This is a genomic window from Streptomyces sp. BK239 (genome assembly GCF_004217285.1).
Classification (GTDB): domain Bacteria; phylum Actinomycetota; class Actinomycetes; order Streptomycetales; family Streptomycetaceae; genus Streptomyces.
The window spans coordinates 90,907-113,516 of sequence record NZ_SHKS01000011.1 but is presented as its reverse complement, the minus strand read 5'-3'; the positions used below and the strand labels follow the sequence as shown (position 1 = coordinate 113,516).

Below are 22,610 nucleotides of genomic sequence, written 5' to 3'. Positions count from 1 at the left end.
CCGTCGTTTGGTGAACGGCCGGGGGCGGTCAGAAGTGCCCGTCGGGAAAAGCGAGTCGGGCTCAGGGGTCCTTTCACCATGAGTGTCCGACCCGGACGGGCACACTGAAAGGACCCCTTGAGGGGATCGCCGGGACTACTCGCCCACTTCGCCGTAGGCGGCGAGGAGGATCGCCGGGTCGGGGCCCTCCAGGACGGTCGGCTTGGCGAGGCCGTCGAGGACGATGAACCGCAGCAGGTTGCCGCGCGACTTCTTGTCGACCTTCATCGCCTCCAGCAACTTCGGCCACTGGTCGTACCGGTAGTGCAGCGGGAGGCCCACCGACTCCAGCACCCTGCGGTGCCGGTCCGCCGTGGCGTCGTCCAACCGGCCCGCGAGACGGCCCAGTTCGGCGGCGAAGTGCATGCCGACGGAGACGGCCGCGCCGTGCCGCCACTTGTAGCGCTCGTTCTTCTCGATGGCGTGGCCGAGCGTGTGCCCGTAGTTGAGGATCTCCCGCAGGCCCGACTCCTTCAGGTCGGAGGAGACGACCTCCGCCTTGACCCTGATGGAGCGTTCGATCAGCTCGGCGGTGTGCGGGCCGGCCGGGGTGCGGGCGGCCTCGGGGTCCGACTCGACGAGGTCGAGGATCACCGGGTCGGCGATGAAGCCGGCCTTGATGACCTCCGCGAGCCCGGAGACGTAGTCGTTGACCGGGAGGGAGTCCAGCGCGGCCAGGTCGCACAGGACGCCGGCCGGCGGATGGAAGGCGCCGACGAGGTTCTTGCCCTCCGCGGTGTTGATGCCGGTCTTGCCGCCGACGGCCGCGTCGACCATGGCGAGCACGGTGGTCGGGACGGCGATCCAGCGCACCCCGCGCAGCCAGGTCGCGGCGACGAACCCGGCGAGGTCGGTGGTGGCGCCGCCGCCGACGCCCACGACGACGTCGGTGCGGGTGAACCCGGACTGGCCGAGGGCCTTCCAGCAGTAGGCGGCGACCTCGGCGGTCTTGGCCTCCTCGGCGTTGGGCACCTGGATGGCGACGGCCTCGTAGCCCTGCTCGGCCAGATCGGCGCGGAGCGCGTCACCGGTCTCGGCGAGGGCCTCGGGGTGGATGACGGCGACCCGCCTGGCCTTCTCGCCGATCAGCGCGGCGAGTTCGCCGAGCAGTTGACGGCCGACGAGGACGTCGTACGCCTCGGAGCCCGCGCTGCCGCCTACCCTGATCCTCGTCACCTGCTGAGCCATGACTTCCTCCGGCCGGGGGTCCGGGGGTTGTCCCCCGGGAGATGCAGTCTTCAACTCCAGTGTGTCCAGGGCGGCTTGCGTGACCTCTTCGGGGGTGCGGCCGTCTGTCGGCAGGACGGCCGTGGCGACCTCCTCGTACAGGTGCCGCCGTGCGTCCATCAGCTCGCGCCACTGCTTGCGCGGGTTGACGGCGAGCAGCGGGCGGGCCGTGTTGAGGCCGGTGCGCTTGACGGCCTCCTCGACGTCCATCGACAGGTACAGCACGCGCCGCCCGGCCAGCAGGCCGCGCGTGTCCTCGTCGAGGATCGCGCCGCCGCCGAGCGAGAGGACTCCGTCGTGCTCGGCGAGGGCGCGGCGCACGGCCCGCTTCTCGGCGGCACGGAAGGCGGCCTCGCCCTCCTCGACGAAGATGTCGGCGATGGCGCGGCCCTGCTCCGCGACGATGTCGGCGTCGGTGTCCCGGTAGCCGGCCCCGAGCCGTTCGGCGAGCATCCGCCCGACGGTGGACTTGCCGACGCCCATCGGCCCGACCAGGACGACCAGCGGCCCGCTCATCGGATGTGCAGGTTGTCGAGGTACGAGCGCACGTTGCGGCGGGTCTCGGGCACGCTGTCGCCGCCGAACTTCTCGGCGACGGCGTCCGCGAGGACCAGCGCGACCATGGCCTCGGCGACGATGCCGGCGGCCGGCACCGCGCACACGTCGGAGCGCTGGTGGTGGGCCTGGGAGGCCTCGCCGGTGGACACGTCGACGGTCCGCAGGGCCCGCGGCACGGTGGCGATGGGCTTCATCGCGGCGCGCACCCGCAGCAGCTCGCCGGTGGTCAGGCCGCCCTCGGTGCCGCCGGAGCGGCCGGTGGCGCGCTTGATGCCCTCGTCCGTGGTGACGATCTCGTCGTGGGCCTTCGAACCGGGCACGCGCGCGAGGTCGAAGCCGTCGCCGACCTCGACGCCCTTGATGGCCTGGATGCCCATGAGCGCGGCGGCGAGCCGGGCGTCGAGCCTGCGGTCCCAGTGCACGTGCGAGCCGAGGCCCACGGGCACGTCGTAGGCGAGGACCTCGACGACGCCGCCGAGGGTGTCGCCGTCCTTGTGGGCCTGGTCGATCTCCGCGACCATCGCCTTCGAGGCGTCGGCGTCCAGGCAGCGCACGGGGTCGGCGTCGAGCCTCTCGACGTCGGCGGGGGTCGGGTAGACGCCGTAGGGCGCCTTGGCCGCGGCCAGCTCGACGACGTGGGAGACGATCTCGATGCCGGCCGTCTCCTTCAGGTACGACCGGGCGACGGCGCCCAGGGCGACGCGGGCGGCGGTCTCGCGCGCGGAGGCGCGCTCCAGGATCGGGCGGGCCTCGTCGAAGCCGTACTTCTGCATGCCGGCCAGGTCGGCGTGGCCGGGGCGGGGGCGGGTCAGCGGCGCGTTGCGGGCGAGTCCGGCGAGCACCTCGGGGTCGACCGGGTCGGCCGCCATGACCTGCTCCCACTTGGGCCACTCGGTGTTGCCCACCATGATCGCGATCGGGGAGCCGAGGGAGAGTCCGTGCCGGACGCCGCCGAGGAAGGTGATCTCGTCCTGCTCGAACTTCATCCGCGCACCGCGCCCATAGCCGAGCCGGCGCCTCGCCAGATGGTCGGCGACCATCTCCGTGGTGATCGGCACGCCGGCGGGAAGACCCTCCAGCGTCGCCACGAGTGCGGGACCGTGGGACTCCCCCGCGGTCAGCCAGCGCAACCTGCTCAACGGTGCTCCTCAGTGCTCGCGCCTGGTACTGCCCTGCGTACGCGGGTCCTCGCGTACGGCAACGGCGGGACCGGGTGCGCGACCCTGGTCCGCCACCTACGATCCTCCCACGTCCCCGGCCCCGTCCCGGCCGCCGGTCCATCAGGCGGACGGCGGCCTGGACGCGCCGGGGTCACCGCGCGTCGTCGCGCCGGTTCTGCGGGGCGTACGCGCCGAGGAAGTCCGCGCCGCTCGGGCCGTTCGCGGAAGCGGGCTGCGGGGCGGGGGCCGCCTGGTTCCGCTGGGCCTGCTGGTTCTGCGGGGCGTACGCGCCGAGGAAGTCCGCGCCGCTCGGGCCGTTCGCGGCCGCCGGCTGCGGGGCGGGGCCCGCCTGGTTCTGCTGGGCCTGCTGGTTCTGCGGGGCGTACGCGCCCAGGTAGTCCGCGCCCCGGCGCTGCCCCTGCTGGGCGGCGACGTGCGCGGCGACGCCGGACCGCACCGCGCGCCGGTGGTCGATCTTGCGCTTCAGCTTCAGGATCCACGAGGCGACCACGAGGAGCAGGATGAGTCCGATCACGGTGATCTGCGCCCACTCGGGCAGGAACCGCAGGAAGAACTCGAAGATCTCGCTCTTGCCGGACGCCAGCGGCACCCCGTTGGACACGTTCGTCATGTACCTGACTCCCCCTAGGCCGTACTCCGCCCCCTGCGGAACTCAGCGGATCCTAGCGGGTGGAGAGCGCCTGCTCCCCCGCTTTTCGCATCGCGTCCAGGGGAGCCGGCGCCCGCCCGGTCATCTGCTCCACCTGGAGCACCGCCTGATGCACGAGCAGGTCCAGCCCGCTGACGACCGCGCCGCCGAACATCGACCAGCGGGCGGCCAGTTCGGTGGGCCACGGCTCGTACAGCACGTCGAACAGGGTGGCGGGCCGCTCCGGCACCGAGGCGGCGAGCGCGTCCGCCGCCCCCGCCGGGGTGGTGGCGACGACGAGCGGGAAGGCGAGCGCCTCGGCCGCGTCCGCCCAGTCGGCGGTACGGACCTCGACATCGAGGCGCTCGCCCCACTCGCGCATCTCGGCGGCCCGGGCCTCGCTGCGCACATAGGCGACGACCTCGCCGGAGCAGACACGGGACAGGGCGGCCAGCGCGGAGGAGGCGGTGGCGCCGGCGCCGAGGACCGCGGCCGAGTCGACCTGCTCGACACCGTGCTCGCGCAGCGCGGCGACCATGCCGGGGATGTCGGTGTTGTCGCCGACACGGCGGCCGTCCTCGGTGAACACCAGGGTGTTGACCGCCTCGACGGCGGCCGCGGTCTCGCTCACCTCGTCGAGCAGCGGGATGACCGCCCGCTTGAGCGGCATGGTCAGCGACAGCCCCGCCCACTCGGCGCCGAGCCCGTCGACGAAGGCGGGCAGCGCCGCCTCGTCGACCTCGAAGCGCTCGTACGTCCAGTCCGTGAGCTCCAGCGCCCGGTAGGCGGCGCGGTGCAGCACCGGGGACAGGGAGTGGGCGATGGGGCTGCCCAGCACCGCGGCCCGGTGCCGGCGGGCGTGCTGCGTCGTGGCTGTCTCGCTCATGGCCTCAGTTCTTCTTGGCGCTTTCGTTGAACTTGTCCTTCAGCCGCTCGAATTCCGCGTAGGTCTTTGCGAATTCGGTTTTGTTCTGGCCGTCGGTGGCCACGAAGTAGATCCAGCCGTCGCTCGTCGGATTCAGCGTCGCCGCGAGTGCGTCCGCCCCCGGATTGCCGATCGGTCCCGGCGGCAGGCCCCGCTGCGTGTACGTGTTGTACGCGTCCTGGTTACTGTTGATCTCGGACTCGCTGATGTGGATGTTGCTCTCGTTCTTCAGGTAGTTGAAGGTCGAGTCGAACTGCAGCTTCTGGTTGGTCTCGGTGTTCGTGGGCTTGAGGCGGTTGTATACGACCTCGGCCATCTTGCGGAAGTCTTCGTCGGTCTTGCCCTCGGCCTGGACGAGGCTGGCGACCGTGATGACCTGCAGCGGGCTCTCCAGGTCGAGCGCCGCGGCCTTGGCCTGGAGGTCGAACTTGCCGTAGGCGGCGTCGGCCCGGCGGATCATCTCCTTGAGCACCACCGCGGGCTTCATGCCCTTCGCCGCGGCATAGGTGCCCGGGCAGAGGAAGCCCTCCAGCGGGTCCTTGATGTCCTTGTCGCTGTTCGCCCACTCGGGCAGCCCCAGATTCTTGTACTCCTTCTCCGCCACGTTTCGCGTGGTGCCGGAGGCGAGACCGAGTTTCTGGTCGATCACCTTGTAGATCTGGATGTTTCGCTGGCCGGGCGCGACGATCATATTGGCCTGGCTCTTCGGGTCGAGCATCATTTCCACGGCGCTCTTCGCGGACATCTGCTTCTTCAGGATGTACGCGCCGGCCTGGATGTTCCCGCCGTCGGGATTCTGCGTCATCGCGGAGACGAACGCGTCCACGCTCTTGACGACGCCCGCGTCCTTCAGCCGGCGGCCGATGTCGGCGCCGCCCGCGCCCTTGGGGATCTCGATGCTCACGGTCTGGCCGGTGCCCTCGCCCGCGTAGTCCGGGGCCGTGCCGTAACGATTCTGGTAGAACTGGTAGCCGAAGTAGCCGACCCCGCCGATGCCGCCGCCGAAGACGAGCACGACGAACAGGCAGGCGAATCCGTTGCGGCGCTTCTTGCCCTGGGGATCCCTGCCCTTGCCCGCCGCACCGCCGCGGCCCCGCCCGCGCCCGCCCCGGTCGCCCGGCTCGTCCTCGTCGTCCTCGGCGTCGCCGCCCGGGTCGCCCTGCGCGCCGCGGCCGGGCCTGTCGGCCGTCTGCGCCGCCTCGGGCCCGTCGCCCGCGAAGAAGGGGTGCTCGTCCTCCTGCGGACCTGAGGCGAACTCCGACTGCTCCTCGGGGCCGGGCTCGGCGCGCCGGCGTGCGGGCGGCTCCGGCGGCGGATAGGCGTCCGGCGTGCCGTAGAGATCGGGCTGCTCGGCGCCGTAAGCGGTTGCCTGCTGGCCGTACGGGTCCCCTGGGTCGGCCGCGTACGGCACGTGCGCGTGCGTGCCGGTGCCGTCCCAGCCGCCCTCCTGGTACGCCTGCGGTCCGCCCTGCTGGGCGAACTGCTGGTTCTGGTCCGGGTATTGGCCAGGCTCGGGGTACTGCGGCTGGCCCTGACCGGCGTAGTGCTGCGGGTCGTAGGACTGCTGGTGCTGCTGACCGTACGTATGCGGGTCGTACTGCTGCGCCTGTCCGTCGCCCCAGTCGCCGTATCCCGGCTGCTGCGGCTGCTGCGGGTAGTGCTGCGGCTGGCCGCCGTAGGCAGGCTGATGACCGGCGTGGGCCTGCTGCCCTTCCCATCCGCCGTCCCCGTACAACGGGTCCTCGGGATGCCACGGTTCGGAGCCAGGGCCCCGGCCATACTCAGTCATCGATCCCCTAGAGCCGCGAGGCGGCGGTCGCGCGGCTTGTGGACCGGGCAGCCGTTCCGCCTCTCTTTGTGCGGCGGCTGTTCGAACACCGCCGCATCGCGCGGAACGTTACCGTATCGCGATCAGATGACCACTTCGACGCCCTCGCCCGGTGCTGTACCTGACACCCGTTCGGATTCCAGTGCCTGTTGGAGGATGATCACAGCGGCTGCCTGGTCGACGACGGAGCGTCCCTTCTTGGACTTCACCCCGGCGGCGCGCAGTCCCTGACTGGCCGTCACCGTCGTCATCCGCTCGTCGACGAGCCGGACCGGCACCGGTGCGATGCCCTTCGCCAACTCCTGTGCGAACGCACGGACCTTGACCGCGGCCGGGCCCTCGCCCCCCTTGAGGGAGCGGGGCAGACCGACGACGACCTCGATCGGCTCGTACTCCTCGACCAGCTGCCGCAGCCGCCGGTGAGCGGCCGGCACGTCCCGGCCGGGGACCGTCTCGACCGGGGTGGCGAGGATCCCGTCGGGGTCGCAGGAGGCGACCCCGATCCGGGCGTCCCCGACGTCGATCGCGAGGCGACGGCCGCGGCGCATGCCCCGGCCGTCCCCGCTCGTCATCGTGTCGTCGCTCACTTGGCCGTTTCCGCCACGAGGCGCTCGACGGCGTCGACGGCGTCGCCGACGGCCGACGGGTTCTGGCCGCCGCCCTGGGCTACGTCCGGCTTTCCGCCACCGCCGCCGCCGAGGGTCTTGGCGGCGGCCCGCACGAGATCGCCGGCCTTCAGACCGCGCTCACGGGCGGCCTCGTTGGTGGCGATGACCGTGAGCGGCTTGCCGCCCGCGACGGTGAACAGGGCCACCACGGCGGCCCGCCCGCCCTGGATGCGACCGCGCACGTCCAGGACCAGCTTGCGCAGGTCGTCGGCGGTCGTGCCGTCGGGCACCTGACCGGCCACCAGCGCGACGCCGCGTACGTCCTTGGCGGAACCGGCGAGTCCGGCGGCGGCCTGGAGCACCTTCTCGGCGCGGAACTTCTCGATCTCCTTCTCGGCGTCCTTCAGCTTGCCGAGCATGGCGGACACCTTCTCCGGGAGCTCCTCCGGGCGGCCCTTGATCAGCTCCTGGAGCTGGGCCACGACGGTGTGCTCACGGGCCAGGAAGTTGTAGGCGTCGACGCCGACGAGAGCCTCGATACGACGCACGCCCGAGCCGATCGACGACTCGCCGAGCAGCTTCACCAGGCCCAGCTGAGCGGTGTTGTGGACGTGCGTGCCGCCGCACAGCTCCTTGGAGAAGTCGCCGATGGTGACGACGCGGACCCGCTCGCCGTACTTCTCGCCGAACTCGGCGATGGCGCCCTGCTTCTTGGCCTCGTCGATGCCCATGACCTCGGCCTGGACGTCCAGGTCGCGGGCGAGCACCTCGTTGATCTTCTGCTCGACGTCGGTCATCACGGCCGTCGGGACGGCGGACGGCGAGCCGAAGTCGAAGCGGAAGCGGCCGGGCTGGTTCTCCGAACCGGCCTGGGCGGCCGTCGGGCCGAGCGCGTCGCGCAGGGCCTGATGGGTGAGGTGCGTGGCCGAGTGGGCGCGGGCGATGGCCGTGCGACGGCGGCCGTCGATCGAGGCCAGGGCCCTGGCGCCGACGGTCACCTCGCCGAACTGCACGACGCCCTTGTGGACGTACACGCCGGGAACCGGCTTCTGGCAGTCGCGGATCTCGACGACCGCGCCGGAGTCCACCTTGATCTTGCCGGTGTCGCCGATCTGGCCGCCGCCCTCGGCGTAGAACGGGGTACGGTCCAGGACGATCTCGACCTCGTCGCCCTCGGTGGCGGCCGGCGAGGAGACGCCGTCCACGAGGATGCCGACGATCGTGGACTCGCCCTCGGTGTCGGTGTAGCCGATGAAGTCGGTCTCGCCGGCCTTGTCGGCGATCTCACGGTAGGCGCCGGCGCCGGCGTGGCCGGTCTTCTTGGCCTGGGCGTCGGCCTTGGCGCGCTCCCGCTGCTCCTTCATCAGGCGGCGGAAGCCGTCCTCGTCCACGGACAGCCCCTGCTCGGCGGCCATCTCCAGGGTGAGGTCGATCGGGAAGCCCCAGGTGTCGTGGAGCAGGAACGCCTTGTCGCCGGCGAGGACGGTGCCGCCGGACTGCTTGGTCTCGGTGACGGCGGTGTCGAGGATGTTGGTGCCGGCCTTCAGCGTCTTGAGGAAGGCGTTCTCCTCGGCGAGGGCCACCTTCTCGATGCGCTCGCGGTCGGTGATGAGCTCCGGGTACTGCTGCCCCATCATCGCGATGACGGTGTCGACGAGGTCCTTGACGACCGGACCGGTGGCGCCGAGGAGGCGCATGTTGCGGATGGCGCGGCGCATGATGCGGCGCAGCACATAGCCGCGGCCCTCGTTGCCGGGGGTGACGCCGTCGCCGATGAGCATCACAGAGGTGCGCATGTGGTCGGTGACCACGCGCAGCGAGACGTCGGAGTCGTGGGCGTCGCCGTAGGCCACGCCGGTCAGCTCGGTGGCCTTCTTGATGACGGCCATGGAGGTGTCGATCTCGTACATGTTCTGCACGCCCTGCAGAATCATGGCGAGGCGCTCCAGGCCGAGGCCGGTGTCGATGTTCTTGCTCGGCAGCTCGCCGAGGATCTCGAAGTTGTCCTTGCCGATGCCCTCGCCCCGCTCGTACTGCATGAAGACGAGGTTCCAGATCTCCACGTACCGCTCGTCGTTGACGGCGGGGCCGCCCTCGACGCCGAACTCGGGGCCGCGGTCGTAGTTGATCTCGGAGCAGGGGCCGCAGGGGCCGGGGACGCCCATGGACCAGTAGTTGTCCTTCATGCCCAGGCGCTGGATGCGCTCCTTGGGCACGCCGACGACCTCGTGCCAGATGCGCTCGGCCTCGTCGTCGTCCTTGTACACGGTGATCCACAGACGCTCGGGGTCGAGCCCGTAACCGCCCTTGTCCTGGGGCGCGGTGAGCAGCTCCCAGGCGTACTCGATGGCGCCCTGCTTGAAGTAGTCGCCGAAGGAGAAGTTGCCGCACATCTGGAAGAACGTGCCGTGCCGGGTGGTCTTGCCGACCTCTTCGATGTCGGGCGTGCGCACGCACTTCTGCACGCTGGTGGCACGCGTGAAGGGCGGCTTGACCTCACCCAGGAAGTAGGGCTTGAAGGGCACCATGCCGGCCGGGACGAGGAGCAGAGTCGGGTCGTCCGCGATGAGCGACGCCGAAGGGACGACGGTGTGCCCGCGCTCCTCGAAGAAGCTCAGCCAGCGGCGGCGAATCTCGGCCGACTCCATCAGTGGTCCTCATTCCGGTTGTACGAGTGCTTCGTTGGCGAAGACGTCGGGGCCTCGACGTGCTTCGGGTGGCTGCGGTCGTGCTCGATGGCGGCGAACCGCCGGGGCGCGGGGAGTTCGGGGTCCTCGTGGATGCCGAGGGCCTCCTCCAGCTCGGCCTCCCGCTGGGCCATGTTGTCGCGGACGTCGAGCGCGAAGCCCACCGCGCGGTCCTTGAGGCGCGCTCCCGTCTCGAGTGCCTTGTTCGCGGCGGTCGCGGCGAGACTCTCGGGGGTCAGCTGCCTCAGCTTGCGGTTGACCTTGGTGGTGGCCCACACGCCGGCGGCGACGCCGGAGGTGAACCAGAACGTACGACGGAACATCGAGGGGTCTCAGTCCCTACTTTCCACGGAGGTTCCACCGGCCGCGCCGCGACGCCGGGACGGTCCGGCCCACGATCACGGTCCGGCGGGACTCCTTGGCGGGCACGTCGTCCTTGCGGCCGCCGAGAGCACGGCGCACGCCGTAGCCGAAGGCGGCGACCTTCACCAGGGGGCCGCCGAAGGTGGAAGCGACCGTGGTGGACAGGGCGTGGGCGTTCGACGTGACTTCCTGGACGTCGGAGGCGATCGCGTCGACCCGGTCGATCTGGGTCTGCGCGGAGCGCACCGCCGAGGAGGCCTCCGCCAGCAGCGGGACGGCCTGGTCGGTCACGTCGGCGACCAGTTTGGTGGTAGCCCTGAGCGTCTGGGCCAGCCTCGCCAGCGCGAGCGCGAGGAAGGAGACCAGAATCGCCCAGAACACGGCCACCAGGATCCCGGCCACCTCTCCACCGGACACCGCGCACCTGCTTCCGCTCTCGGCGACAATCAACGACATCGATCAGGGTTCCGAGCCTATCGCGCCGACGCCGCCGTTCCGTACTGGATAAGGGGCCCACGCGGTATGCCCGTGAGGGGAGTGCGCGAAGGCCCGCCGCCTCGCCCGCCCCGAGGGGCAGGGAGACGACGGGCCAGGGCGCGGAGGTCCTACGGCCGGCTGGGGATCAGCGGGCGTAGTACTCGACGACGAGCTGCTCGTCGCAGATGACCGGGATCTCCTTGCGGTTCGGCTCGCGGTCCAGGCGGAACGCCAGGGCCTTGAGGTTCACCTGGAGGTAGCGCGGGGTCTCGCCCTCGGGGGCGAAGCCGCCCTCACGGGCGATGGAGAAGAGGGTCTTCTCGCGGCTGCGCTCGCGGACCATCACGACGTCGTCGGGACGGACGCGGAACGAGGGCTTGTCGACCTTCTGGCCGTTGACCTCGATGTGGCCGTGCACGACCATCTGGCGGGCCTGGTAGATCGTGCGGGCGATGCCCGAACGCAGGACCAGGGCGTCGAGACGACGCTCCAGCTCGATGATCAGGGCCTCACCGGTCTTGCCCTGGACCTTGGAGGCACGCTCGTAGGCGCGGACGAGCTGGCGCTCGGACACGTCGTACTGCGCGCGCAGACGCTGCTTCTCGAGCAGACGGACCTTGTAGTCCGAGTTCTGCTTGCGGCCGCGGCCGTGCTCACCCGGCGGGTAGGGACGGGCCTCGAAGTACTTGACGGCCTTCGGGGTCAGCGCGATGCCGAGCGCACGCGACTTCTTGACCTTGGGGCGGGACTGGTTCGCCACGATCTCTCATTTCTCAGTGTTCGGCTCGTCAGGGTTGAGGGAGGTCGCATCCGCAGCCGGGGAAACCCTTCGCGCCCTGGTGGACTCGACGGGCAGCCGCTCCCTGGTCTGGGCACATACGTGCAGCACGCGAGTGGCCCACCTACCGTGAAGGTGGTGGGCTGCCCGCGACACCATTCGAACGGTGCGCGACGCTCCTGGAACCCGTTGGGGTTCCGGCTGACCGTCCCGTTCTGACAGCACGGGACACAGCACTTCGGGAGAGTTTACAGGGTGCTCAGGACCGCTTCCGACCGAGGTGCTTCCTGGTCCACTCAACGGCGTCCGCGTACCGGGCCTCCGAGCCGTGCCGGGTCGGGGCGTAGTACTCGCGGTCCTTGATCTCGTCCGGCGCGTACTGCTGCGCGGCGATCCCCTCGGGCAGGTCGTGCGGGTAGACGTAGCCCTGGGCGTGCCCCAGTTTGGCGGCGCCCTTGTAGTGCCCGTCCCGCAGATGCGGCGGTACCGGACCGGCCAGGCCCTTGCGCACGTCGTCCAGGGCGGCGCCGATCGCGGTGGTCGCGGAGTTCGACTTGGGGGCCAGGGCGAGCGCGATGGTGGCGTGGCTGAGGGTGAGCGCGGCCTCGGGGAAGCCGATCAGGGCGACGGCCTGGGCGGCGGCCACGGCGATGGGCAGGGCGTTCGGGTCGGCGAGGCCGATGTCCTCGCTGGCGGAGATCATCAGGCGGCGGGCGATGAACCGGGGGTCCTCGCCGGCCTCGATCATGCGGGCGAGGTAGTGCAGGGCGGCGTCGACGTCGGAGCCGCGGATGGCCTTGATGAGGGCGCTGGCGACGTCGTAGTGCTGGTCGCCGGCGCGGTCGTACTTCACCGCGGCCCGGTCGACCGTCTCCTCCAGCGTGGCGAGGGCGATCCCCGTCTCGCCCTTGTCGAGGGCGGCCCCGGCCGCCGCCTCCAGGGCGGTGAGGGCGCGCCGGGCGTCGCCGCCGGCGATCCGCAGCAGGTGCTCCTCGGTGTCCTCGGGGAGGGTGACGGCGCTCCCGAGGCCGCGTTCGTCGGTGAGGGCGCGCCGCAGCAGACCGCGCACGTCGTCGTCGGTGAGGGGTTCCAGGGTGAGCAGCAGCGAGCGGGAGAGCAGGGGGGAGATGACCGAGAAGTACGGGTTCTCGGTGGTCGCCGCGATGAGCGTCACCCAGCGGTTCTCGACCGCGGGCAGCAGGGAGTCCTGCTGGGCTTTGCTGAAGCGGTGGATCTCGTCGAGGAAGAGGACGGTCTCCTTGCCGTAGGCCCCGGTGGCGCGGCGGGCGCCGTCGATGACCGCGCGGACCTCCTTGACGCCGGCGGTGATCGCGGAGAGCTCGACGAAGCGCTTGTCGGTGGCCTTGGAGACGACGTACGCCAGAGTGGTCTTGCCGGTGCCGGGCGGGCCCCAGAGGATCACCGAGGAGGGGCCGGCGGGGCCGCCCGCGCCCTCGCCGACGAGGCGGCGCAGGGGTGAGCCGGGTTTGAGCAGGTGCTGCTGGCCCACGACCTCGTCGAGGGTGCGCGGACGCATCCGCACCGCCAGGGGGCTGCCGGCGGGCTCCTTCTCCTGGCGGTCTTCTGCTGCGGCGGTGAACAGGTCGGGCTCCACGCTGAAACCCTAAAACACCGCACTGACAATCCCTCCGGGACGGTCAGCTGGTCCAGAAGTCCCACCAGCGGGTGAGGACCAGCATGCCGATGATGCCGATGTGCAGTGCCGGCAGGACCCAGGTGAACTCGCCGAAGAAGCTCTTCAGCCAGCGCGGGGCCGGGAGGAAGTCGTTGCGGATGTTGAACGAGGTCACGTACCAGAACATGATGATCGTCGCGACCCAGGCCAGCGAGCACCACAGGCACAGGGCGTTGATCCGGTACAGCGACTGGAACATCAGCCAGGCGCAGAAGGAGACGCCGAACAGGGTGCCCGCGTTGAAGGTCAGCCAGTACCAGCGGGGGAAGCGGGCCCGGGCGAGCAGGCTGACGCCGACGCAGACGACGATGCCGTAGGCGACGAGGCCGAGCATCGGGTTGGGGAAGCCGAAGACGGCCGCTTGCTTGCTCTCCATGACGCTGCCGCAGGAGACCACGGGGTTCAGGCTGCAGCCCGGCGTGAACGACTTGCCGGCGACCTTCGCCTCGAGCAGCTTGAACTTGTCGATCGTGATGACCCACGCGGCGAGCAGACCGGCCGCGCCGGTGATCATCAGCAGCAGGGCGAACGCGCGGCTGCCGCCGGCCGTGCCCGGCGCGGTCGCCTCGGCGCGCTCCGGCTCGGGTTCGGTGTCCACGGCTTTCACTGTCGTCTTGCTCATCACGCCGATTCCGTCACTTGAGAGTTGGACGTTCCTCTGACAGGGCTCATTGTGCCGCACCCGGGCGTGAGTCCACCGTTCGGTGGACATAAAGAGGGATCGTCCGACGTGACGAATTCGCGCCCGCCGAGTTGACGTGGGAAGGGGCGCGCGGGGGCTGAAACTCCCCCGCGCGCCCGTCCCCTCAGCCCAGCCTCGACTCCAGCTCGGCCACGATCTCGTTCACGCCGACCGCCGTCTGCTCCCCGGACTCCATGTCCTTCAACTGCACGACGCCCTCGGCGAGATCCCGCTCACCGGCGACGATCGTGTACCGCGCCCCGCTCCGGTTGGCGTTCTTCATCGCCCCCTTGAGCCCCTTCGCGCCGTAGGAGAAGTCGGCGGCGACACCGAGCTTGCGCAGTTCGGTGACCTTGGCGAACAGCACCCGGCGGGCCTCCTCCCCGAGCGGCACCGCGAACACGCTGGTGGACGCGGGGAGTTCCAGCGTGACGCCTTCGGCCTCCAGGGCGAGGACCGTGCGGTCGACGCCGAGCGCCCAGCCCACGGACGGCAGCGCGGGGCCGCCGATCATCTCCGACAGCCCGTCGTAGCGGCCGCCGCCGCCCACCGCGGACTGGGAGCCCAGACCGTCGTGGACGAACTCGAAGGTCGTACGGGTGTAGTAGTCCAGGCCGCGGACCAGCTTCGGGTCGTCCTCGAAGGAGACGCCCGCCGCGGTGATCAGCTCGCGGACCTCCTCGTGGTAGGCCTTGCACGCGTCGCACAGGTAGTCGCGCAGCAGCGGGGCGTCCCCGAGCTGCTTCTGCACCGACTCGCGCTTGTCGTCGAGGACGCGCAGCGGGTTGATGTCGGCCCGGCGCAGCGTGTCCTCGTCGAGATCCAGTCCGCGCAGGAAGTCCTGGAGCGCGGCCCGGTACACCGGCCGGCACTCCTTGTCGCCCAGGCTGTTGAGCAGGATGCGGAACTCGCGCAGCCCGAGCGAGCGGTAGGCCTGGTCGGCCAGGATGATCAGCTCGGCGTCGAGGGCGGGGTCCTCCGCGCCGATCGCCTCGGCGCCGACCTGGGAGAAGTGGCGGTAACGCCCCTTCTGCGGGCGCTCGTAGCGGTAGTACGAGCCGGAGTACCAGAGCTTGACGGGGAGGTTGCCCGCCTTGTGGAGGTTGGCCTCCAGTGCGGCGCGCAGCACGGAGGCGGTGCCCTCGGGGCGCAGGGCGAGCCTGGTGCCGCCCTTGGTCTCGAAGGCGTACATCTCCTTGGTCACGATGTCGGTGGACTCGCCGACACCGCGCGCGAAGAGTTCCACGTTCTCGAAGCCGGGGGTCTCGATGTAGCCGTATCCGGAGTTGCGCAGCGGCGCGGCGATCGCCTCACGGACGGCGAGGTACTGGGCGGAGTCGGGCGGCAGAAGGTCGTACGTGCCCTTGGGGGCCTGAAAGGTGCTCACGGAAGGTCTCGTCACATTCCTCGTCGGGGAGCCTCGGGTGCTCCCTGGCCGTCGGCCGCCACCTGCCGCAGATACGGGTTGGCGGCGCGCTCCTGGCCGATGGTCGTCTGGGGGCCGTGGCCGGACAGCACCACGGTCGAGTCGTCGAGCGGCAGGCACACGCGTGCCAGCGAGTCGAGCATCTCGGCCATGTCGCCGCCGGGCAGGTCGGTGCGTCCGATGGAGCCGGCGAACAGCAGGTCACCCGAGAAGAACACGGACGGGATGTCCGCGGTCTCGGGCATCCGGAAGGTCACCGACCCCTTGGTATGCCCCGGCGCGTGCGCGACGGACAGCTCCAGGCCCGCCAGCTCCAGCTTCGCGCCGTCGGACAGCTCCCGGACGTCGTCCGGCTCCCCGACCGTCAGCTCGCCCATCAGCGGCATTCCGATGGACCGCCCGAGCGCCTTCTCGGGGTCGCTCATCATGAACCGGTCCTCGGGGTGGATCCAGGCGGGCACGTCGTGCGCGCCGCACACCGGGACGACCGAGGCCACATGGTCGATGTGGCCGTGGGTGAGGACGACGGCGACGGGCTTGAGCCGATGCTTTCTGATCGCTTCCTCGACTCCGGGGGCCGCCTGATGGCCCGGGTCGATGATCACGCACTCCTCACCGGCGGCGGGGGCGACGAGATAACAGTTCGTCCCCCAGGCACCGGCGGGGAACCCGGCAATGAGCACGATCGTCCTTCGTTTGTATCGGTACGGGTGGGCTTGCGAGCGACTGCGCCCGTCGTCAGAGCCTACCGGCGCTGCCGTTTCCTCAGCGAACCCATATACGGTACGGGGCACACGCAGGCGGACGGCTCACCAGACGCACGCGTACCCGTCGATGTACGAGACGCATGAGGAGAGAACCCGGTGGTCACCCAGGAACAGCGCAAGCGGCAGCTCGCCCGGGAGAAGTTCTTGCGGCAGCAGCAGCGCCGCACGGCCGCGCGGCGCAAGGCGCGTGTGCGCAACTCGGTGATCGCGTCCGTGCTCGGCGTGATCGTGGTGGGCAGCCTGACGCTCTACACCACGGGCGTCCTCAAGGACGACGACAAGGCGAAGGCGAGCTCCGAGGCCAGCCCGGCCCCCTCGCCCAGCAAGGCCGCCGACCCGTGCGCGAAGCCGGCCGCGGGCTCCGTCAAGAAGGAGACCTGGAAGAAGGAGCCGGCGGTCACCATCGACAAGTCGGCCAAGTACACGATGAAGCTGGACACGACCTGCGGCGCGATAGACATCGCGCTGAAGGCGTCGGCGGCCCCGCACACCGTGAGCTCCTTCGACTTCCTCGCCTCCAAGGGGTACTTCGACCACACCAAGTGCCACCGGCTGACCACCAACGGGATCTACGTGCTCCAGTGCGGCGACCCGACGGGCAGCGGCAGCGGCGGTCCGGGCTACACCATCCCGGACGAGAACCTGAAGGACGCGAGCCTGAAGAACAACGTGTATCCGGCGGGCACGGTCGCCATGGCGAACACCTCCCAGCCCCACACGGGCGGCAGCCAGTTCTTCCTCGTCTACCAGGACAGTCCGCTGCCGCCCAGCTACACACCGTTCGGTACGGTGTCCGAATCGGGCATGGCGGTGCTGAAGAAGATCGCCGCCGCGGGTGAGAACACGGGAGCCGGTGACGGCGCCCCGAACGCGACGGTCGTGATCGACAAGGCGACGGTCTCGAAGTCCTGACGTCAAGGCGGCCGACCGGGCAATTTCGGTGGCGCTGGATGCGGACAGGCGGCCCGCCGGTCGCCTATGTTGGCCGTGACGAAACTGTGGACGATGCCCGGGGGCTCGAAAGCCCCTCGTCGGCATCATGTGGAGGAGGCGCTGTGAGCAGCGACCCGTGGGGCCGCGTCGACGAGACGGGGACCGTGTACGTGCGTACGGCCGACGGCGAGCAGGTCGTCGGTTCCTGGCAGGCGGGCTCCCCCGAGGAGGCGCTCGCCTACTTCGAGCGCAAGTACGAGGGCCTGGTTGTCGAGATCGGCCTCCTCGAGAAGCGAGTCCAGACGACCGACCTGTCGGCGAAGGACGCCCAGGTCGCCATCGACCACATCCGCGAGCAGGTCGACGCGCATCACGCGGTCGGCGACCTGGAGGCGCTGCGGACGCGGCTGGACAAGCTGGTGGCGACGGTGGAGGCGCGCCGCGAGGAGCGCAAGCAGCAGCGCGCCAAGCAGTCCGACGAGGCCCGCAAGGCCAAGGAGGACCTGGTCGCGGAGGCGGAGCAGCTGGCGCAGTCCGACCAGTGGCGGGCGGCCGGTGAGCGGCTGCGGGCCCTGGTGGACACCTGGAAGGGCCTGCCGAGGCTCGACCGCAAGTCGGACGACGAGCTGTGGCACCGCTTCTCGCACGCCCGCTCGGCGTTCTCCAAGCGGCGCAAGGCCCACTTCGCGCAGCTGGACGCGCAGCGCGAGGAGGCCCGCCGGACCAAGGAGCGGCTGGTCTCCGAGGCCGAGGCGCTGTCCGGTTCGACGGACTGGGGCCCGACGGCGGCGCGTTACCGCGAGCTGATGGCGGAGTGGAAGGCGGCGGGCCGCGCCCAGCGCGAGCACGAGGACGACCTGTGGAACCGCTTCCGCGGCGCCCAGGACGTGTTCTTCGCCGCCCGCAGCTCGGTCTTCGCCGAGCGGGACGCCGAGCAGTCGGAGAACCTGAAGCTGAAGGAGGAGCTGGCCGGTGAGGCCGAGAAGATCCTCCCTGTGACGGATCTGAAGGCGGCGCGGGCCGCGTTCCGTTCGGTCAACGAGCGGTGGGAGGCCATCGGCCACGTGCCGCGCGACGCCCGGCCGAAGGTCGAGGGCCGGATGCACGCGGTGGAGCGGGCGATCCAGGAGGCCGAGGAGGCCGAGTGGCGCCGGACGAACCCGGAGGCGCGTGCGCGTGCCGCGGGTCTGACCGGTCAGCTCCAGGCCGCGGTCGACAAGCTGAAGGGCCAGATCGAGCAGGCGCGCGCCCAGGGCAACTCCGCGAAGGCGGAGAAGCTGGAGCGCGAGCTGGAGGGCCGTCAGGCGCTGCTGGACCAGGCGCTGAAGGGCCTGCAGGAGTTCGGCGGCTGACACGCACGCGAAGAGGCCCCCGCACCCGAGGTGCGGGGGCCTCTTCGCGTGCTCTGAGGGCTAGTCGGACGGCCGACGGGCCGAGGTGACCCGGTAGACGTCGTAGACGCCCTCGACGCCGCGTACGGCCTTCAGCACGTGTCCCAGGTGCTTGGGGTCGCCCATCTCGAAGGTGAAGCGGGAGGTGGCGACCCGGTCGCGGGAGGTCTGGACGGCGGCGGAGAGGATGTTGACGTGCTGGTCGGACAGGACGCGGGTGACGTCCGACAGGAGCCTGGAGCGGTCGAGGGCCTCGACCTGGATGGCGACCAGGAAGACCGAGGACTGCGTCGGCGCCCACTCCACGTCGAGGATGCGCTCGGGCTCGCGGGACAGTGACTCCACGTTGACGCAGTCGCTGCGGTGAACCGATACGCCACTGCCGCGCGTGACGAACCCGATGATCGGGTCGCCGGGGACGGGCGTACAGCAACGGGCGAGCTTGACCCACACGTCGTCGACGCCCTTGACCACGACCCCGGGGTCGTTGTTGCTGCGCCGCTTGCGGCCGCGGGTGCGGGACGGCGGGACCGCTTCGTCGATCTCCTCGGTGGCCGCCTCCTCGCCGCCGAGGGCCTGCACCAGCTTCTGCACGATGTTCTGCGCGGAGACGTGGCCTTCGCCGATCGCCGCGTACAGCGCGGAGATGTCCGAGTACCGCATCTCGTGCGCGAGCGTCACCAGCGAGTCGCCGGTGAGGATGCGCTGGATCGGCAGGTTCTGCTTGCGCATCGCGCGGACGATGGCGTCCTTGCCCTGCTCGATCGCCTCGTCGCGGCGCTCCTTGGAGAACCAGGCCCGGATCTTGTTGCGGGCCCGCGGCGACTTGACGAAGTTCAGCCAGTCCCGGGACGGTCCGGCACCGGCCGCCTTGGAGGTGAAGACCTCCACCAGGTCGCCGTTGTCGAGGGTCGACTCCAGGGGCACCAGACGCCCGTTGACCCGGGCCCCTATCGTGCGGTGGCCCACCTCGGTGTGGACCGCGTAGGAGAAGTCCACCGGCGTGGCCCCGGCCGGGAGCGCTATGACGTCGCCCTTGGGCGTGAAGACGAAGACCTCGTTGCGGGACAGGTCGAAGCGCAGGGACTCCAGGAACTCGCCGGGGTCCTCGGTCTCCTTCTGCCAGTCGAGCAACTGGCGCAGCCACGCCATGTCGTTGAGGTGGTCGTCCTTGCCCTTGCCGGACGACTTGGGCGCGTCGGTGCGCACCTTGGAGGCGCCGGCGACGGCTTCCTGCTTGTACTTCCAGTGCGCGGCGATGCCGTACTCGGCGCGGCGGTGCATGTCGAAGGTGCGGATCTGCAGTTCGACGGGCTTGCCGTTGGGGCCGATGACCGTCGTGTGCAGCGACTGGTACATGTTGAACTTGGGCATCGCGATGTAGTCCTTGAACCGGCCGGGGACCGGGTTCCATCGCGCGTGCACGGTGCCGAGGGCCGCGTAGCAGTCGCGGACGGTGTCCACGAGGACGCGGATGCCCACCAGGTCGTAGATCTCCGCGAAGTCGCGGCCGCGGACGATCATCTTCTGGTAGACGCTGTAGTAGTGCTTGGGGCGGCCGGTGACGGTGGCCTTGATGCGGGCGGCGCGCAGGTCGGCCTGGACCTCGTCGGTCACTATGGCCAGGTACTCGTCGCGCTTGGGGGCGCGTTCGGCGACGAGGCGGACGATCTCGTCGTACATCTTGGGGTAGAGGATCGCGAAGGCGAGGTCCTCCAGTTCCCACTTGATGGTGTTCATGCCCAGGCGGTGGGCGAGCGGCGCGTAGATCTCCAGGGTCTCGCGCGCCTTCTTCTCCTGCTTCTCGCGCTTGAGGTAGCGCATGGTGCGCATGTTGTGCAGGCGGTCGGCGAGCTTGATGACCAGGACGCGGGGGTCCTTGGCCATCGCGACGACCATCTTGCGCACGGTCTCCGCCTGCGCGGCCTCGCCGAACTTGACCTTGTCCAGTTTGGTGACGCCGTCGACGAGGAGGGCGACGGTGTCGCCGAAGTCGCGGCGCAGCTGGTCGAGGCCGTACTCGGTGTCCTCGACGGTGTCGTGGAGCAGGCCCGCCATGAGGGTGGCCGGGTCCATGCCCAGTTCGGCGAGGATGGTGGTCACCGCGAGGGGGTGGGTGATGTAGGGGTCGCCGCTCTTGCGCTTCTGGCCGCGGTGCCAGCGCTCGGCGACCTGGTAGGCCTTCTCGATCTGGCGGAGCGTGGCCGTCTCGATCTTCGGGTCGTTGCCGCGGACGATCCGCAGCAGCGGTTCCAGGACCGGGTTGTAAGGGTTGGCGCGCTGAACGCCGAGCCGGGCGAGGCGGGCGCGGACGCGGTTGGAGGAGCCGGAGCGGGCGGGCGGCTGCGCGGCGGCCTGCCGGGAGACGGGGGCGGGCTCGGGCCGCTCGGGCGGGGCCGGCTTGGGGCGGGACTCCCCGGCGGGCTTGTCGACGGGCGCGGAGCGGTCGTGCTCGACCGGCCCGCGGGCGTCGTCGTGCGCGTGCGACGCGGGCGTGGCCGTGGGCTCCGAGGCGGACTCGGGCTTGGCGGCGGTCAGGTGCTGGGCCTCGTCTGGCAAGAGGACTCCTCGTGCGCGATCCGGGTCCCCGGTCAGGCTCCGGAGCACCCATCGTAGCGATGCCGGGCCTCCAGATCGCCTCCAGTCCGGTGTGAGAGCGGTCTACCCGTGCAACACGAGGGGCGGGCGCCGGATTCCTCCGGGCCCGCCCCCTGTTCGTATCGCGTTCGCGTCGTGTTCCGCCTCGGACGGCGTCCCGGACGCTGTCTCAGATGGTGAGCAGCGCCTCCAGGGGCGCGGCCGCCAGAGCCGGCTCCAGGCGGGACCGGCCGGCGAGGAAGCCGAGCTCCATCAGGACGGCGACACCGGCGACCTGGGCGCCCGCTCGGTGGATGAGCTGGATCGACGCCTCGGCGGTGCCTCCGGTGGCGAGGACGTCGTCGACGATCAGGACGCGGTCGTCGGCGGTGAGGTCCTCGGCGTGGATCTCGATCTCCGCCGAGCCGTACTCCAGGTCGTAGGCCTGGGCGAGGGTCGCTCCGGGGAGCTTGCCGGCCTTGCGGACCGGTATGAAGCCGATCCCGGCCCGGACGGCGACCGGGGCGCCCAGGATGAAGCCGCGAGCCTCCAGGCCGACGATCTTCGTGGCGCGGGTGCGCACGGCGATCTCGGCGAACGCGTCGGTGAGCGCGGTGAACGCCGCCGGGTCCGCGAGCAGCGGGGTGATGTCCTTGAACATCACGCCCGGCTCGGGGTAGTCGGCCACGTCCCGGATGCGGCTGAGCAGGAGTTCCTTCACGTCGGTCATCGGCGCTTCCCCGAGGGTCGGCCGCGGCCCCGGCTGCGGGACGCGGGCTGGGATCGCGGGCCGACGACGGCGGCCGCGTCCTCCGGCTCGGCGCCGTGCGCCTCGCCGTCGTGGGACTGGGTGAACTCCTCACCGGCGGGCGCCTGGGCACGCTTCGCCAGGACCCGCTTCTTCAGGGCCTTCAGCTGCGGCTCGCGCTCCTTGAGGTCGGCGACGAGCGGCGTGGCGATGAAGATCGACGAGTAGGCGCCGGCCGCGAGGCCGACGAACAGCGACAGCGAGATGTCGTTGAGCGTGCCCGCGCCGAGGAAGCCGCCGCCGATGAACAGCAGGCCGGCGACCGGCAGCAGGGCGACCACCGTGGTGTTGATGGAGCGGACCAGAGTGCCGTTGATCGACCGGTTGGCGACCTCGCTGTAGGTGAAGCGGGTCTGCTTCGTGAGGTCCTTCGTCTGCTCCTTGAGGGAGTCGAAGACGACGACCGTGTCGTACAGCGAGTAACCGAGGATGGTCAGCAGACCGATCACGGTGCCCGGGGTGACCTCGAAGCCGACGAGGGCGTAGATGCCGACGGTGATGGTGATGTCGTGGATCAGGGCGACGAGCGCGGCGATGGCCATGCGCCACTCGAACGCGATCGCCAGGTAGATCACGACCAGCACCATGAAGATCGCGAGACCCTGCCAGGCCTTGGCGGCGATCTGGTCGCCCCAGCTGGGGCCGACCAGGTCGGCGGCGATGGCCTCGGAGTCGACGTCGAAGTCCTCGGCGAGGGCCTTCTTGACCTTGTCGGACTCCTTGGTGTCCATGCCGGCGATCTGGATGCGCAGCGAGCCGTCGCCGAGCTTCTGCACGACCGCCTCGTGGCCGGCCGCCTCCTCGGCGGCGCGCTCCGCCTCGGAGACGGAGACCGAGGTGTTCTTCGCCGTGGTGAAGACGGCGCCGCCCTGGAAGTCGATGCCCATGTTCAGGCCGCGCACCGCCAGGCCGACGATGGCCGTGATGGTGATCAGGATCGAGATGCCGTACCAGAGCTTGCGGTGGCCGATGAAGTCGTAACTGACCTCGCCACGGTGCAGTCGGGCGCCGAGGTTGCCGAGTTTCGACAT

The 22,610-nt window shown here is 70.5% G+C and carries 19 protein-coding genes; 2 read left to right on the top strand and 17 right to left on the bottom strand.

Annotation, left to right across the window (positions count from 1 at the left end; all coding sequences use genetic code 11):
- Positions 1-135: 135 nt before the first annotated feature.
- The 14 genes from aroB to EV567_RS26670 all read right to left on the bottom strand — a co-directional run bounded on the left by aroB (position 136) and on the right by EV567_RS26670 (position 15,786).
- Positions 136-1,782, bottom strand: coding sequence for a 3-dehydroquinate synthase (aroB, locus tag EV567_RS26735; RefSeq protein ID WP_130444513.1), 1,647 nt, complete (start codon positions 1,780-1,782; stop codon positions 136-138).
- On the bottom strand, positions 1,779-2,963 hold the full coding sequence (gene aroC, locus EV567_RS26730) for a chorismate synthase (protein WP_130444511.1): 1,185 nt from the start codon (positions 2,961-2,963) through the stop codon (positions 1,779-1,781). Before aroC ends, aroB begins: the two co-directional genes overlap by 4 nt.
- A 172-nt stretch (positions 2,964-3,135) precedes the next feature.
- Complete coding sequence (locus EV567_RS26725; RefSeq protein WP_242621014.1) at positions 3,136-3,615, bottom strand: hypothetical protein; 480 nt, start codon at positions 3,613-3,615, stop codon at positions 3,136-3,138.
- A gap of 52 nt (positions 3,616-3,667) precedes the next feature.
- Entirely contained in the window at positions 3,668-4,519 is an 852-nt protein-coding gene (locus tag EV567_RS26720; protein WP_130444509.1) for a shikimate dehydrogenase, read from the bottom strand.
- A gap of 4 nt (positions 4,520-4,523) precedes the next feature.
- Entirely contained in the window at positions 4,524-6,347 is a 1,824-nt protein-coding gene (gene mltG, locus EV567_RS26715; RefSeq protein ID WP_130444507.1) for an endolytic transglycosylase MltG, read from the bottom strand.
- Positions 6,348-6,469: 122 nt separating this feature from the next.
- The gene (gene ruvX / locus EV567_RS26710) at positions 6,470-6,934 is read right to left on the bottom strand and encodes a Holliday junction resolvase RuvX (protein ID WP_130444670.1); all 465 of its coding nucleotides are present in this window, start codon (positions 6,932-6,934) and stop codon (positions 6,470-6,472) included.
- Positions 6,935-6,969: 35 nt separating this feature from the next.
- Positions 6,970-9,642 carry an alanine--tRNA ligase gene (gene alaS, locus EV567_RS26705; RefSeq protein WP_130444505.1) on the bottom strand — a complete coding sequence of 891 codons (2,673 nt, stop codon included), beginning with the start codon at positions 9,640-9,642 and terminating at the stop codon, positions 6,970-6,972.
- Complete coding sequence (locus EV567_RS26700) at positions 9,642-10,004, bottom strand: hypothetical protein (protein ID WP_130444503.1); 363 nt, start codon at positions 10,002-10,004, stop codon at positions 9,642-9,644. Before EV567_RS26700 ends, alaS begins: the two co-directional genes overlap by 1 nt.
- Positions 10,005-10,020: 16 nt before the next feature.
- Entirely contained in the window at positions 10,021-10,461 is a 441-nt protein-coding gene (locus tag EV567_RS26695; protein ID WP_130444501.1) for a DUF948 domain-containing protein, read from the bottom strand.
- A gap of 205 nt (positions 10,462-10,666) precedes the next feature.
- A complete protein-coding gene (gene rpsD / locus EV567_RS26690) occupies positions 10,667-11,281 on the bottom strand; it encodes a 30S ribosomal protein S4 (protein WP_015661793.1) in 615 nt (204 codons plus the stop codon).
- 277 nt (positions 11,282-11,558) lie between these two features.
- A complete protein-coding gene (locus EV567_RS26685) occupies positions 11,559-12,914 on the bottom strand; it encodes a replication-associated recombination protein A (RefSeq protein WP_130444499.1) in 1,356 nt (451 codons plus the stop codon).
- Between the two features lie 43 nt (positions 12,915-12,957).
- Complete coding sequence (locus tag EV567_RS26680) at positions 12,958-13,617, bottom strand: vitamin K epoxide reductase family protein (protein ID WP_130444497.1); 660 nt, start codon at positions 13,615-13,617, stop codon at positions 12,958-12,960.
- A gap of 184 nt (positions 13,618-13,801) precedes the next feature.
- Positions 13,802-15,064 (bottom strand): histidine--tRNA ligase, encoded by a 1,263-nt coding sequence (gene hisS, locus EV567_RS26675; protein WP_130444495.1) that lies wholly within the window; start codon positions 15,062-15,064, stop codon positions 13,802-13,804.
- Between the two features lie 11 nt (positions 15,065-15,075).
- Complete coding sequence (locus EV567_RS26670; protein WP_130444493.1) at positions 15,076-15,786, bottom strand: MBL fold metallo-hydrolase; 711 nt, start codon at positions 15,784-15,786, stop codon at positions 15,076-15,078.
- Positions 15,787-15,966: 180 nt separating this feature from the next.
- Between EV567_RS26670 and EV567_RS26665 the strand changes: the two genes are divergently transcribed.
- Both EV567_RS26665 and EV567_RS26660 read left to right on the top strand, forming a co-directional pair.
- The gene (locus EV567_RS26665) at positions 15,967-16,782 is read left to right on the top strand and encodes a peptidylprolyl isomerase (protein WP_130444491.1); all 816 of its coding nucleotides are present in this window, start codon (positions 15,967-15,969) and stop codon (positions 16,780-16,782) included.
- Positions 16,783-16,925: 143 nt separating this feature from the next.
- Complete coding sequence (locus EV567_RS26660) at positions 16,926-18,155, top strand: DUF349 domain-containing protein (RefSeq protein ID WP_130444489.1); 1,230 nt, start codon at positions 16,926-16,928, stop codon at positions 18,153-18,155.
- A 60-nt stretch (positions 18,156-18,215) separates the two neighbouring features.
- Here EV567_RS26660 and EV567_RS26655 read toward each other — a convergent pair whose 3' ends face one another.
- The 3 genes from EV567_RS26655 to secF all read right to left on the bottom strand — a co-directional run bounded on the left by EV567_RS26655 (position 18,216) and on the right by secF (position 22,610).
- Positions 18,216-20,753 (bottom strand): bifunctional (p)ppGpp synthetase/guanosine-3',5'-bis(diphosphate) 3'-pyrophosphohydrolase, encoded by a 2,538-nt coding sequence (locus tag EV567_RS26655; RefSeq protein WP_130444487.1) that lies wholly within the window; start codon positions 20,751-20,753, stop codon positions 18,216-18,218.
- A 208-nt stretch (positions 20,754-20,961) separates the two neighbouring features.
- Positions 20,962-21,501: an adenine phosphoribosyltransferase gene (locus tag EV567_RS26650; protein ID WP_130444485.1), complete on the bottom strand. Its 540-nt coding sequence runs from the start codon at positions 21,499-21,501 to the stop codon at positions 20,962-20,964.
- On the bottom strand, positions 21,498-22,610 hold the full coding sequence (gene secF, locus EV567_RS26645) for a protein translocase subunit SecF (protein WP_130444483.1): 1,113 nt from the start codon (positions 22,608-22,610) through the stop codon (positions 21,498-21,500). Before secF ends, EV567_RS26650 begins: the two co-directional genes overlap by 4 nt.